Here is a 13521-nt window from a genome sequence, read left to right as displayed (position 1 = left end):
TAAAGGGTTTTCTACACATGTCAGAACAAAACAACACCGAAATGGCTTTCCAGATCCAGCGTATTTACACCAAAGATGTCTCTTTTGAAGCGCCAAATGCGCCGCATGTTTTCCAGAAAGATTGGCAGCCAGAGGTTAAACTTGATCTGGATACGGCATCAACCCAACTGGCAGATGACGTATACGAAGTGGTGCTGCGTGTTACCGTAACGGCTTCCCTGGGTGAAGAAACGGCGTTCCTGTGCGAAGTTCAGCAAGGCGGTATCTTCTCTATCAGCGGAATCGAAGGCACTCAGATGGCGCATTGCCTGGGCGCATACTGCCCGAACATTCTGTTCCCGTATGCCCGCGAATGCATCACCAGCCTGGTTTCACGCGGTACATTCCCGCAACTGAACCTTGCGCCGGTTAACTTTGATGCGCTGTTCATGAACTATTTACAGCAGCAGTCTGGCGAAGGTACTGAAGAACATCAGGATGCCTGATGAATCAAAGTAATGCTTCAATGACTGTGATCGGTGCCGGCTCGTACGGCACCGCTCTTGCCATCACCCTGGCAAGAAATGGCCACCAGGTTGTCCTGTGGGGCCACGACCCTAAACATATCGCGACCCTTGAGCACGATCGCTGCAATGTCGCGTTCCTCCCGGATGTGCCTTTCCCTGATACGCTGCGCCTCGAAAGTGACTTAGCCACAGCACTGGCGGCCAGTCGAGATATTCTGGTGGTGGTGCCAAGTCATGTCTTTGGCGAAGTGCTGCGCCAGATTAAACCGCTGCTGCGTCCTGACGCGCGTCTGGTATGGGCAACCAAAGGGCTGGAAGCGGAGACAGGGCGACTGTTGCAGGACGTTGCCCGTGAAGCGCTGGGCGATCAAATCCCGCTGGCGGTGATTTCCGGCCCGACGTTCGCGAAAGAACTGGCGGCAGGAATGCCGACGGCCATCTCTCTGGCGTCCACTGACGACGCCTTTGCTGACGATTTGCAGCAACTGCTGCACTGTGGCAAGAGTTTCCGTGTCTACAGCAACCCGGATTTCATCGGCGTCCAGTTAGGCGGCGCGGTGAAGAACGTGATTGCGATTGGCGCAGGGATGTCTGACGGCATTGGTTTTGGCGCGAATGCTCGTACCGCACTGATTACTCGCGGTCTGGCCGAGATGTCACGTCTGGGCGCGGCTCTGGGGGCCGATCCGGCAACCTTTATGGGAATGGCCGGGTTAGGCGATCTGGTGCTGACCTGCACCGACAACCAGTCACGAAACCGCCGTTTTGGCATGATGCTCGGTCAGGGCATGGATGTACAAGGCGCGCAGGACAAGATTGGACAGGTGGTTGAAGGCTACCGCAATACGAAAGAAGTTCGCGAGTTGGCACATCGTTTTGGTGTCGAAATGCCAATAACCGAGGAAATTTATCAAGTATTATATTGCGGAAAAAACGCGCGCGAGGCAGCATTGACGTTATTAGGTCGTGCACGCAAGGATGAGCGTAGCAGCCACTAGTCTCAAGGATCCGTTTTTTAAAAATGACCCGGCCCGCGAAGAACGGGCTGGTCGTTAGCCTCATTACCTGGAGCCCGCAATGCCGTGTGAAGAACTGGATATCGTCTGGAACAATATAAAAGCCGAAGCTCGCGCTCTGGCAGACTGTGAGCCCATGCTGGCCAGTTTTTACCACGCAACGCTACTCAAGCATGAGAATCTGGGCAGTGCGCTGAGCTATATGCTGGCGAACAAACTGGCATCGCCGATTATGCCCGCCATCGCGATTCGTGAAGTGGTTGAAGAAGCGTACGCGGCAGACCCGGAAATGATCGCCTCTGCAGCCTGTGATATTCAGGCTGTCCGTACGCGTGACCCGGCGGTCGATAAATACTCCACGCCGCTTTTGTACCTGAAAGGTTTTCATGCCTTGCAGGCCTATCGCATTGGTCACTGGCTATGGAATGAAGGCCGCCGCGCACTGGCAATCTTCCTGCAAAACCAGGTCTCCGTGACGTTCCAGGTGGATATTCACCCAGCGGCGAAAATTGGTCGCGGGATCATGCTCGACCATGCCACCGGTATCGTGGTCGGTGAGACGGCGGTGATCGAAGATGACGTGTCGATCCTGCAATCGGTCACCCTCGGCGGTACCGGTAAAACCAGCGGCGATCGCCATCCCAAAATTCGTGAAGGCGTGATGATTGGTGCGGGGGCGAAGATCCTCGGCAATATCGAAGTCGGGCGTGGGGCGAAAATCGGTGCCGGTTCCGTCGTGTTGCAGCCCGTTCCGCCGCACACCACCGCCGCTGGCGTCCCGGCGCGCATTGTCGGCAAGCCAGACAGCGATAAGCCGTCAATGGATATGGATCAGCACTTCAACGGGATACACCATACTTTCGAGTATGGGGACGGTATCTGACCTCTTGCCCGGTGGCGCTGTGCTTACCGGGCCTACAAAACCCCAGGTCGGATAAGGCGACAGCCTCCATCCGACAATTCAAAGTGTGCGCAAGACTGCGCCAGGATATCCCAACTGGCGCCACGCCTCATATACCACCACCGACACCGCATTTGACAGGTTCATACTGCGACTGTCCGGCATCATTGGAATCCGGATTTTTTGTTCAGCGGGCAGGGCATCGAGAATGCTGGCTGGCAGGCCGCGCGTTTCCGGACCAAACATCAGGTAATCGCCATCCTGAAAGCTCACCGCGCTGTGCGCAGGCGTCCCTTTCGTGGTGAGGGCAAACAGGCGCTGGGGATTTTCTGCGGCGACAAAGGCGTCATAATCGTGATGGCGCTGGACGGCAGCGAACTCGTGATAATCCAGACCGGCGCGGCGCAGGCGTTTGTCGTCCCAGGTAAAGCCCATCGGCTCAATGATATGCAGACGAAAACCGGTATTGGCACAAAGACGAATAATGTTGCCCGTGTTTGGCGGGATTTCTGGTTCAAATAAAACGATGTTAAGCATACTGCCCCCTTAATAACGGGGGCAGAATAGCAGAAATGGCGGGGACTATGCGACGGTCAGACGGTGTGGTTTATAGCGTTGCAGCTTATAAATCGTCGCGGCAGCCGCGACCAGCGCTGGAAGGCTGAGGAACATCAGTATACTGTCAGCCTGCCATTGCAGGGAAAGCAACTGGGCGCTCATCATGGTTCCGGCAACACCGCCAAAGCGGCCTACACCCTGCATCCAGGCAATGCCTGTCGCGCGGCAGTGGGTAGGATAAAACGTGGCAGCCAGCGTCTGGAGTCCAGACTGTGCGCCGTTCATGGTAATCCCCATCAGGAAGATTAATGCACCAAACAGGATGATGTCGTTATGCTCAAACCCGAGAGCGAGGGCAAACAGCATCGTCAGGACAAAGCCGAGCGAAACCACTTTGTGCGCTTCCCAGCGGTCCATCAACCAACCGGCCAGCAGGATCCCCGCCGTACCGCCAAAAGTGAACAACGACGTCAGCCAGGCGGATTCCGCCAGTGGATAACCCATTCCCAGCATCAATGTTGGCATCCAACTGAGAAGGACATAATAGATAACCAGCCCCATAAAGTAGGTCATCCAGAGCATCAGTGTGCCCGGCAGCCATGGCATGCTGAAGAGTTGCGCCACGCTCCCTTTTTGGGTCGCGACGCGTTCTTCATCCAGATAAAAATGGGTAACCTGCTCCAGATTCCCCGACATAAAACGTTGGGCAATACGCTTGACGTGTGAAATCTCTTTACCACGGTGAACGAGATATTTCACCGACTCAGGCAGGAACAGCACTAACAGCACGCTGAGCACCAGCGGTGCGATCGCACCGGCAAGCAGTACGCTATGCCAGCCATAGTTTGGAATGAGCCAGGAAGAGATCACGCCACCTCCCGCTGCGCCAAGAGGAAAGCCGCAGTACATGGTGTTAATAGCCATTGAGCGGCAGCGCTTAGGCGCAAATTCAGAAACCAGAGTGATGGCGTTAGGCATCGCGGCACCCAGCCCGAGCCCGGTGAGAAACCGCCAGAACGTTAACATATTCAGCGTCTGAGCCCAGGCGGTTCCCAGACTGGCGAGACCAAAGAACAGGCAGGAAAAGACCAGCACGCGCTTACGGCCCATCCGATCCGAAATCGGCCCGGCCAACAGGGCGCCGAGTGAGAGTCCTAATAGCGCAGCACTTAATACCGGCCCCAGATCCTGCTTCCTGATGCCCCAGTCGGTTGAGAGCGTGGGGGCAATATAGCCCATGGCCGCCGTATCGAAGCCGTCAATGGCCAGAATGAGAAAACCCAGCACAATAATGACCCAGTGAAAGCGTGAAAAAGGACTGTCATCGATCGCCTGCTGGATATTCACTTTTCCGGTATAAATCATGTCGCCCCCGCCCGTTATGATTATCGATGTTGCGTATGTTGCCCTTGTATTAGCTTGTCTATACATTTGACAGTGGAATAAAAGCTTGTCAAATAAACTGGTCGTAATTGTTAACCAAGCGTTAATTTTTCATAAAAAAGGGTCGGGCTGAAAAAACAGACCGACCCTATAGCGGCAGAGGTTATGCGAGGTCAGGATCAGGCGGCATCGCCACGGGCAAGCGGAGCCAGCGCGGCGGGTAGACTCTTGCCCAGCTCCTGCACCAGAGAATCACGGCTGATTTCGTTAATGGATTTCGCGCCGGTCAGCGTCATAGCAACCTTCATCTCTTTCTCGATCAGATTCAGCAGATTGGCCACACCGGCCTGACCCGCTGTCGCCAGCGCGTACAGATACGCACGGCCCAGCAGGACGGTATCAGCACCCAGCGCAATCATACGTACCACGTCCAGCCCGTTGCGGATGCCGCTGTCCGCCAGGATGGCGATGTCACCTTTCACCGCGTCGGCAATGGCGGGCAGGGCGCGGGCAGAAGAGAGCACGCCGTCTAACTGACGGCCACCGTGGTTAGAGACCACAATCCCATCGGCACCAAAACGAACCGCATCACGGGCGTCTTCCGGATCAAGGATCCCTTTGATCACCATTGGACCGTCCCAGAATTCCCGGATCCACTCAAGGTCCTTCCATGAAATCGATGGATCAAAGTTGTTTGCCAGCCAGCCGATGTAATCTTCCAACCCGGTTGGTTTGCCGAGGTAAGTGGAGATATTGCCGAGATCGTGCGGACGACCATTCAGGCCGACATCCCAGGCCCACTGCGGATGCGTAACCGCCTGCCAGTAGCGACGCAGAGCGGCATTCGGCCCACTCATCCCGGAGTGGGCATCACGATAGCGTGCGCCTGGTGTTGGCATATCGACCGTGAAGACCAGCGTTGAGCAGCCCGCCGCTTTTGCACGTTCCAGCGCATTACGCATGAATCCACGGTCACGCAGAACATACAACTGGAACCACATCGGACGGTTAAGGGTTGGTGCGACTTCTTCAATCGGACACACAGAGACGGTGGAAAGGGTAAACGGGATCCCTTTCGCATCGGCTGCCGCAGCGGCTTGCACTTCGCCGCGACGGGCATACATGCCGCACAAGCCGACCGGAGCCAGAGCCACCGGCATCGACAGTTTTTCTTTAAACAGTGTGGTTTCCAGACTTAAGTCAGACATGTTCTTCAGCACGCGCTGGCGTAGTGCCACGTCCGATAAGTCTTCTACATTACGACGCAGGGTGTGTTCCGCATACGCTCCGCCATCGATGTAGTGGAACAGGAACGGGGGCAGAATGCGCTGGGCTGCGGCGCGATAATCGCTGGCGGCTGAAATAATCATGCTTTGTTCTCCCTGGAATTTTCATTGTGGTCGCCGGGCAGGCGGGTAATTCGCGCCTGGCGGGCCTGGTCTTCATCGAATTGTTTAATGGTGGTATGGACGAAACTGAGGTGCGCCATCATTGCCTTGCGCGCGCCGTCGGCGTCGCCCGCGAGAATGGCATCCAGTACCGCCTGGTGTTGCTCCGTTAGCCGGGAAAAGACAGGCGGAACGAGATACATGCGCTGTCGGCTCTGCTTCACCGATGAGTGCAGTACGTCGAAGAACCCGCGCATCGTTTGTAACAGCACCACATTGTGTGAGGCTTCGGCGATAGCCAGATGAAATCGGACGTCGGCCTGAGAGGCGAGATCCGGATCTTCGCTGAGCGTGGCGTCAAAGCAGAGTTTGATTTTCTCTTTGTCGGCGGTAGTGGCGCGCATCGCCGCATGCCAGGCCGTGCTGGCTTCGATGGCGTGTCGGGCTTCGAGGATATCGAAACTGTAATCCGGATCGTCGGCCATCAGGGTTTTCAGCGGTTGAACAATGTTTTGTTCAGACCACTCTTCATGCTGCCAGCGGATAAATGTGCCGCCGCCGCGACGGCTGAGCAGCACGCCTTCACTGACGAGCTTCGCCAGCGCCTCGCGCAGTGAGTTGCGCGAGACACCAAGTTGTACCGCTAGCTGACGCTCAGCGGGCAGTTTCATGCCCGCTTCCAGCTGTTGTTCTTCAATCAGCGCCCGCACACGAGAGGCAATCTCGTCCGACAGGCGTCTGGGCATCACTATCATGGAATCATCCAGGTTAAGACGTAAGCCTGAAGCGTGGTGATCACGCCCACCATGCAGGTGAAAATCAGGCTGTGTTTGACGGTAAAACGGAACAAATCCGACTCTTTGCCGACCAGTCCGACCGCCGCACAGGCGATGGCGATAGACTGCGGCGAAATCATTTTGCCGGTGACGCCGCCGGTGGTATTTGCTGCCACCATCAGTACATCGGACACGCCGATTTGCTGTGCGGCGGTGGCCTGCAGGGCGGCAAACAGCGCGTTAGAAGAGGTATCGGAACCGGTCAGGAACACCCCCAACCAACCGAGGAACGGCGAGAAGAAGGTAAATGCGCTGCCCGTGTGCGCCAGCGCTAACGCCAGCGTCGAAGAGAGCCCGGAATAGTTGGAGATAAACGCAAAGGCCAATACCATCCCAATGGAGTAGATCGGTAGCGCCAGTTCTTTAAGCGTACTGCCGAATGTCTGAATGGCGGCGGAAGGCTTCATCTTCAGCCAGACGATGGACAGCAGGGCAGCGAACAGGATCGCGGTGCCGGTCGCAGAGAACCAGTCAAATTTATACACGGCCGCATAGGCGGTGGCTTCGTGCACCACGGGCGGCATGCGGGCAACCAGTTTGTCGAGGAATGGGACCGGTATGTTAATCACCCAGTCGTACAACGCGCCACCGGGGGCGAACAGGGCTTTAAACGGCGGAACACTCCAGAGGGTCACCGTGGCCGTCAGGAACAGGAATGGCGACCAGGCGCGAACGACCTGCCCGGAGGTATAGTTCGTGCGTGCCAGTGTCTGATCGACCAGCGATGCGCCCATGTCACCAAAACGGAAGATGCGCACCGGCTGCCAGCGTTTCAGGAACAGGGTCAGACAGACCAGCGATACCAGCGAGGAGATGATGTCCGGCAGTTCCGGGCCGATAAAGTTTGAACTGAGGTACTGGGCGATAGCAAACGACCCGCCAGCCACCATCACCGCAGGCCACGTCTCTTTCACGCCGCGCCAGCCGTCCATAATCGCCATGATCCAGAACAATACGATAATCGTCAGGAACGGTAACTGACGACCGACCATCTGGCCGATTTCAAAGCTGTCCAGCCCGGTAACCTGGCCGGCGACCAGAATCGGGATCCCCATCGCGCCAAACGCCACGGGTGCGGTATTGACAATTAGACACAGCCCGGCGGCATACAGCGGGTTAAAGCCGAGCCCCACCAACAGTGCGGCAGTGATGGCGACCGGTGCGCCAAATCCTGCTGCTCCTTCGAGGAAAGCGCCAAATGAGAAACCGACGATCAGCATCTGTAAACGCTGGTCAGGGGTAATCGACAGAATGGATGAACGGATGATGTCGAACTGCCCTGTTTTTACCGAGATTTTGTAGACAAACACAGCGGCGATAATGATCCAGGCAATCGGCCACAGACCGTAGAAGAAACCGTACACCACCGAGGCCAGCGCATGATCGACCGGCATTTTGTAGAACAGCAGCGCCACGGTCAGCGCAATAACCACCGTCCACGAGGCGGCAACATAGCCTTTCAGCTTGAGCTTAATCAGCGCGAAAAAGAAGAACAGAATCGGGAGCGATGCGATCAGACTGGAAAGCCAGATGTTACCGGCCGGATCGTAGTTTTGTTGCCAGAGATTCATTGCAGGTCTCCTGAGGGCCACACGCACAATAATGCAATGAGTCTGTGCTCATCTTTTCGTCACATTATGTGTAAAAGTGGTCCTGCCAATATTGTTGTGTAGGGATAATGACAACGAATAGTTAATCAAATGTTATTTATTGGCAACGACAGTGTAGGCTCAAATTAATGAATTGTGAACCAGTGGTCGTAACAGGAGGGTATTGGTAGGGCCAATTAAGGAGGGACCGGGCAGCGGACGCGCTGCCCGGTATAAAATCAAAACTCGGTCTTTGCGAATCCGGTCATTTCTTTCAGGCCCATTTCACGACCCAGGGCCGTCATTGGGTGAACCACCACCAGACCCCGTACGCTTTTCTTCAGCTTGCCCATATCGGCCTGCTCTTTTTTGGTGATCGCGCGGCGGTACGGCAGGTTCATCAGTTTTTGCGCTTCTTTGCTCAGTTTCTGACTGTGAACGTCACGCAGACGGGCGATTTCTGCTTCCAGCGTGGCTTTCTCTTTTTCCAGCTCGGCATATTTATCGGCGGCTTCAACCAGAGACAGATCGGCCTGCTGGTGGCGGATGGCGTCAAGGCGATCGCTCAGACGTTTGATTTCGTTTTTTTCGACTTCTTTCATGGGATGGCTTCTGATAGAAATAAGATGAATAGCCTATAGTATGCGCGCAGAGCGGGTTTATTCACAACTAATGGGATGAGAATAATCAAATGCCGCGAGTATTCAGTTGCTAAGTATTTTCCTAATGGACTGATTAATTAAGAATTTTAGACGATAACAGGATCATGTAAGAGATAATTTGCTGCTGAAGGATTAAGCACGTTTTCCTTAATGTCATAACGAGGACGATCCTACACTAAAATTGACCGTCACGCTTAATCCCGGCGGGAATGCATGGAGGATATAACATGGCGAAAATAGGTGATAACGTTCCACTTCTGATTGATAAAGCGGTGGATTTTATGGCCTCAAGTCAGGCGTTTAAAGAGTATCTGACTAAAATGCCTGAGCGTGATACCGTCCCGAGCGAAGTGCCTGCAGAAAATGCGCAGATGTACCTGCAACGACTGAATTATTATCGGCGCTTGTATCAGCCAGTGCAGGAAAAGGAGTAGCAGGCAGGGAGAGGCTTACTTCTGGAAGGCTTTTTTTAAGCTGATTTTAGAAATCAGCTCAGTCAGGGAGAGAACCATCGTCGAGCGCACCGCTTGCTGGTAGCGCTGGACTTGCATTGCATACAAGCTGGGGTCGGCGGCATCAAACTGTGGTGGTGGCGGCAACGCGACGACGCAATGGAGTTCTGCAAACGGTCCGAGAATTTCATCATCCGTAAAGGCATACTCATTGCCGTCATGATTCATCTCTTCACGCATCGCCATCAGCAGTTCTGCATCTTCATACTCAGGACGACTCAGTACGCCCAGACCGTAGATCAGTTTCAGACGCACAGACAGATCGCCCAGCGGTCCGTCGCCGTCGAGTAACGGTTCTACAGCGTACTTTACGGCGTAGTCATCTTTGCGAAACACCTGAAGCACCAGAATATTGACCGCCTCGGTGAGTAACTCCACGGCGGTGATCAGGAAGCTCCGTACGGTTTTGCCAGCATTCAGACGCTCAAGCACACGATTTTCAAAGGCCTGGGTTTGTTCCATTATTGCCTGCATATCTGACAATCTATTAATCAGGCGCAGGGGGGCCTGCGCCAGTTTTTGCAGCATTACTTTGCGTTATATGCGCTTACGGCCTCGGCAACGACATCGCTGTTGATATCCAGTCCGGAAATCTGTGCAAGCGCAGCCTGTGGGCCTTTCTCGGCGATCAGCGCAGCCAGCTCCTGCGCCTGCGGATCGTCTTCACTACGGAAGTGCATCGCGGCTGCAATCCCTTTGACCAGGTTAGCATGCGGCAGATGGTATTCCAGCGTACCCAGCAGCGGCTTGATCAAACGGTCGCCCGCGCTCAGTTTACGCAGCGGCTGGCGGCCAACGCGCTCAACGTCATCTTTCAGATACGGGTTTTCAAAACGACCAAGGATTTTCTGAATGTACGCCGCATGTTTCCCTGCATCAAAACCATAGCGTTTGATCAGCACCGCGCCGCTCTCTTCCATCGCCCCTTTGACCACTGTGCGAATTTTCTCGTCGAGAATCGCGTCACGGATGGTCTGATGACCGGTCAATTTCCCGAGGTACGCGGTTATAGCATGCCCGGTGTTCAGCGTGAAGAGTTTACGTTCGACAAATGCCATCAGGTTATCAGTTAATTCCATTCCTGGGATGTTCGGCAGCTCGCCTTTGAACTGGGTCTTGTCGACGATCCACTCGCTGAAGGTTTCGACGGTTACTTCCAACGGATCGTGGGTGGCAGAGGCAGAAGGCGGCACGATGCGGTCAACGGCGGAATCTACGAAACCAACATGGGCTTCAACCCAGGCTTTGTCGTCTTCTGCCAGTGCGTTCATCACATGGCCTTTCAGTTGGGTGGTGCCCCGTACCATGTTTTCACAGGCGATGATATTGAGCGGGGCGGCGATCCCTTGCGCTTTGCGTTTGACCAGACCTTTGGCGATGGCCGGAGCGATGCGCTCCAGCACCACCGGGCCCACTGCGGTGGTGACCAGGTCAACCTGCGCGATCAGCTCAACAACCTCATCGCCAATGCTGCTTACCGCGTTGACGCCAGTCACGGTATCCACCTGCTCATTTTCACCCACGACATGAACCTGGTAGCTATGACGGGCATTCAGGGCATCGAGCACGACCTGATTTACATCAGCGAATGTCAGTTGTATCCCCGCGTCCGCCAGCAGTTTGCCGATAAAGCCACGACCGATATTACCTGCGCCAAAATGTAATGCTTTCATAGTATTAACCTTCATTAATGTTTTTACCCGAGAGGGCTGGGGTGAGGGAGGAGGCCCTCACCCAAACCCTCTCCACAAGGGAGAGGATTTTGTTGGCCCGATAAGCACAGCGCCATCGGGCTACGGGGTTTACTGACGACCCGCCAACAGCGCCAGCACTTCATCCACGCTGGTGGTGTTAGCCAGGCGTTCAATGACAGATTCATCATCCAGCGCGTTGGTCAGGCTGGTAATCACCTGAATGTGCTCGTTGTTACGGGCTGCGATACCGATCACCAGACGGGCGATGTCGTCTTCTTCTTCGCCGAAGCGAACGCCTTGCGGGTACTGGCAGAACACAACGCCGGTTTTCAGTACGCGGTCTTTCGCTTCAACCGTGCCATGTGGAACAGCGATAGACTCACCCAGATAGGTTGGGGTCAGTTTTTCACGTTCCAGCATCGCATCGACATATTCTGGCTCAACGTAACCACCTTTCACCAGTTGCTCACCGGCGAAGCGAATCGCTTCTTCTTTGGTCGCCGCGGTGCGACCGAGGAAGATGTTCTCCGCCCCCAGTTTGAACAGGTTGTTATCCCCTTCATCAAAGCTGTCTTTCAGGCTGTCACGAACTTTCACTTCGTTGTCAGTGTGGCGCTGAGCGGCAACCAGACGCTCGGTCAGGCTGGAGTACAGGCCGCTGTCGAGGAAGTTAGTCAGCGAAATATGCTGCGCCTGCGGAACCTGACGCATCGCACGTTCAGTCAGATCGCGGTGGGTGATGACCAGGTCAACATCCGGCGGCAGATTGTTAATTGCGCTGTTGGTGACTGAGATTTGGCTCAGACCTGCATCCTGCACTTTCTTACGCAGTACGCCGGCACCCATTGCACTGGAACCCATACCGGCATCACAGGCAACGATGATTTTACGTACGTGGCTCAGGTCGTTAGTGACATCGCCAGCAGACAGCGGGGTACCGCCTTTAGATTCTGCTTTCATGTCGTGCATACGACGGGTCGCCGCTTCAATGTCATCGTCTTCTTTCACTTTGCTGGTTTTCAGCAGAATGGCAGAGATAATGAAGGAAACCGCCATTGCCGCACAGATTGCCGCGATGTTAGCAAAATAAGCCCCTTTTGGCGTCATCGCCAGCACGGCCAGGATAGACCCCGGAGATGCTGGAGAAACCAGACCACCGTTCAGGATAGTCAGCGTGAACACGCCAGTCATACCGCCGAGGATAACCGCGAGGATCAGACGCGGGTTCATCAGGACATACGGGAAGTAAATTTCGTGGATACCCCCCAGGAAGTGGATGATTGCCGCGCCGCCTGCAGACTGTTTAGCGCTACCGCGACCAAAGAACATATACGCCAGCAGAACACCCATCCCTGGACCCGGGTTGGCTTCAATCAGGAAGAAGATGGATTTACCCATCTCATGGGACTGCTGAATACCCAGCGGTGAGAAGATACCGTGGTTAATGGCGTTGTTCAGGAACAGGATTTTTGCCGGTTCAACGAAGATAGATGCCAGCGGTAGCATCTCATGGACAACCATGAAGTTAACGCCCGCAGCCAGCACTTTTGACAGAACTTCAACCGCCGGACCAATGCCGAGGAATGCCAGAATGGCGAGGATCATACCGATGATGCCAGCGGAGAAGTTATTCACCAGCATCTCAAAACCGGATTTGATCTTACCGTCTACCCAACTATCAAAATGTTTGATTGCCCAGCCACCCAGCGGACCGGCGATCATCGCGCCGAGGAACATTGGCATATCTGCGCCGACGATAACGCCCATGGTGGTGATTGCACCAACCACGCCACCACGTTCGCCGCCGACCAGTCTACCGCCGGTATAACCGATAAGCAGCGGCAGGAGATAGGTGATCATTGGGCCGACCAGTTTTGCCAGCGTTTCGTTTGGCAACCACCCTGTCGGAATAAATAGTGCGGTGATAATACCCCACGCGATAAACGCGCCGATATTTGGCATCACCATATTGCTGAGGAATCGACCAAAGCTTTGCACCTTGATCTTAATATCGGATGACATAAAAACACCCCTTCTTATGTGTTTGCTGACGCGCAGGCTGAAAGCCCGAGGTTTTGTTAATGTAGCGGCAGAGGTAGCCGGACCCTGTAGATACTGCGAAATCTGGCACTGAATCGTTAAACTGTCCAGTCGGCGACCTTTAATGTGATTTGCATCACATTAATATAGGGGGTAGGGCGGTGAATGACGTGATTTTCATCACAAAATTGCTGCGTAAAAAAACAACAAACCTTAGTTTTAACCCATTAGTGGCATTAATTTGTGATGTATTTCACGTTTTATATTTGCTGATTTGTTGAGTGTTTGTGATCTCAATCACAAGAAATTTTCAACTGGCTTTGCCCTGATGTGATCCTGAGCAGATTCTTCCCTCCGTGATGTCGCCGTATGTCATTAAGTAACCAGGTAGCGTGAAAAATAATCTTTGGCGTGATGGCGGAAATGCATAACTCGA

The 13521-nt window shown here is 54.4% G+C and carries 13 protein-coding genes; 4 read left to right on the top strand and 9 right to left on the bottom strand.

Features of this window, described 5'->3' with window-relative positions; genetic code table 11:
• The first annotated feature begins 17 nt into the window (after positions 1-17).
• The 3 genes from secB to cysE all read left to right on the top strand — a co-directional run bounded on the left by secB (position 18) and on the right by cysE (position 2405).
• A complete protein-coding gene (secB, locus tag I6L53_RS22065) occupies positions 18-485 on the top strand; it encodes a protein-export chaperone SecB (RefSeq protein WP_042323288.1) in 468 nt (155 codons plus the stop codon).
• Positions 485-1504 carry an NAD(P)H-dependent glycerol-3-phosphate dehydrogenase gene (gpsA, locus tag I6L53_RS22060; RefSeq protein WP_042323287.1) on the top strand — a complete coding sequence of 340 codons (1020 nt, stop codon included), beginning with the start codon at positions 485-487 and terminating at the stop codon, positions 1502-1504. Before secB ends, gpsA begins: the two co-directional genes overlap by 1 nt.
• A 79-nt stretch (positions 1505-1583) precedes the next feature.
• Positions 1584-2405 (top strand): serine O-acetyltransferase, encoded by an 822-nt coding sequence (gene cysE, locus I6L53_RS22055; RefSeq protein WP_022646641.1) that lies wholly within the window; start codon positions 1584-1586, stop codon positions 2403-2405.
• Between the two features lie 78 nt (positions 2406-2483).
• On the opposite strand, the gene trmL is transcribed toward cysE, so the two are convergent.
• The 6 genes from trmL to I6L53_RS22025 form a co-directional block, all read right to left on the bottom strand.
• Positions 2484-2960: a tRNA (uridine(34)/cytosine(34)/5-carboxymethylaminomethyluridine(34)-2'-O)-methyltransferase TrmL gene (gene trmL / locus I6L53_RS22050; protein ID WP_042323285.1), complete on the bottom strand. Its 477-nt coding sequence runs from the start codon at positions 2958-2960 to the stop codon at positions 2484-2486.
• Positions 2961-3005: 45 nt separating this feature from the next.
• The gene (locus I6L53_RS22045; RefSeq protein WP_042323282.1) at positions 3006-4346 is read right to left on the bottom strand and encodes an MFS transporter; all 1341 of its coding nucleotides are present in this window, start codon (positions 4344-4346) and stop codon (positions 3006-3008) included.
• Positions 4347-4543: 197 nt separating this feature from the next.
• The gene (gene lldD, locus I6L53_RS22040) at positions 4544-5734 is read right to left on the bottom strand and encodes an FMN-dependent L-lactate dehydrogenase LldD (protein WP_042323280.1); all 1191 of its coding nucleotides are present in this window, start codon (positions 5732-5734) and stop codon (positions 4544-4546) included.
• A complete protein-coding gene (gene lldR / locus I6L53_RS22035; protein WP_042323278.1) occupies positions 5731-6507 on the bottom strand; it encodes a transcriptional regulator LldR in 777 nt (258 codons plus the stop codon). The genes lldD and lldR overlap by 4 nt, the downstream gene beginning before the upstream one ends.
• Positions 6504-8159, bottom strand: coding sequence for an L-lactate permease (gene lldP / locus I6L53_RS22030; RefSeq protein ID WP_042323276.1), 1656 nt, complete (start codon positions 8157-8159; stop codon positions 6504-6506). Before lldP ends, lldR begins: the two co-directional genes overlap by 4 nt.
• A gap of 257 nt (positions 8160-8416) precedes the next feature.
• Entirely contained in the window at positions 8417-8779 is a 363-nt protein-coding gene (locus I6L53_RS22025) for a YibL family ribosome-associated protein (RefSeq protein WP_042323274.1), read from the bottom strand.
• A 287-nt stretch (positions 8780-9066) separates the two neighbouring features.
• Here I6L53_RS22025 and I6L53_RS22020 point away from each other — a divergent pair, with 287 nt between their 5' ends.
• Positions 9067-9273 (top strand): hypothetical protein, encoded by a 207-nt coding sequence (locus I6L53_RS22020; RefSeq protein WP_042323272.1) that lies wholly within the window; start codon positions 9067-9069, stop codon positions 9271-9273.
• Between the two features lie 15 nt (positions 9274-9288).
• On the opposite strand, the gene mtlR is transcribed toward I6L53_RS22020, so the two are convergent.
• The 3 genes from mtlR to mtlA all read right to left on the bottom strand — a co-directional run bounded on the left by mtlR (position 9289) and on the right by mtlA (position 13067).
• A complete protein-coding gene (gene mtlR, locus I6L53_RS22015) occupies positions 9289-9879 on the bottom strand; it encodes a mannitol operon repressor MtlR (protein WP_042323269.1) in 591 nt (196 codons plus the stop codon).
• A complete protein-coding gene (mtlD, locus tag I6L53_RS22010; protein WP_042323267.1) occupies positions 9879-11024 on the bottom strand; it encodes a mannitol-1-phosphate 5-dehydrogenase in 1146 nt (381 codons plus the stop codon). Before mtlD ends, mtlR begins: the two co-directional genes overlap by 1 nt.
• Positions 11025-11153: 129 nt before the next feature.
• On the bottom strand, positions 11154-13067 hold the full coding sequence (gene mtlA, locus I6L53_RS22005; RefSeq protein ID WP_042323265.1) for a PTS mannitol transporter subunit IICBA: 1914 nt from the start codon (positions 13065-13067) through the stop codon (positions 11154-11156).
• Positions 13068-13521: the final 454 nt, after the last annotated feature.

The sequence above is a fragment of the Citrobacter farmeri genome, from assembly GCF_019048065.1.
GTDB lineage: Bacteria > Pseudomonadota > Gammaproteobacteria > Enterobacterales > Enterobacteriaceae > Citrobacter_A > Citrobacter_A farmeri.
Note: the sequence above shows the minus strand (reverse complement) of the source record. Positions and strands in the feature narration are given on the sequence as shown.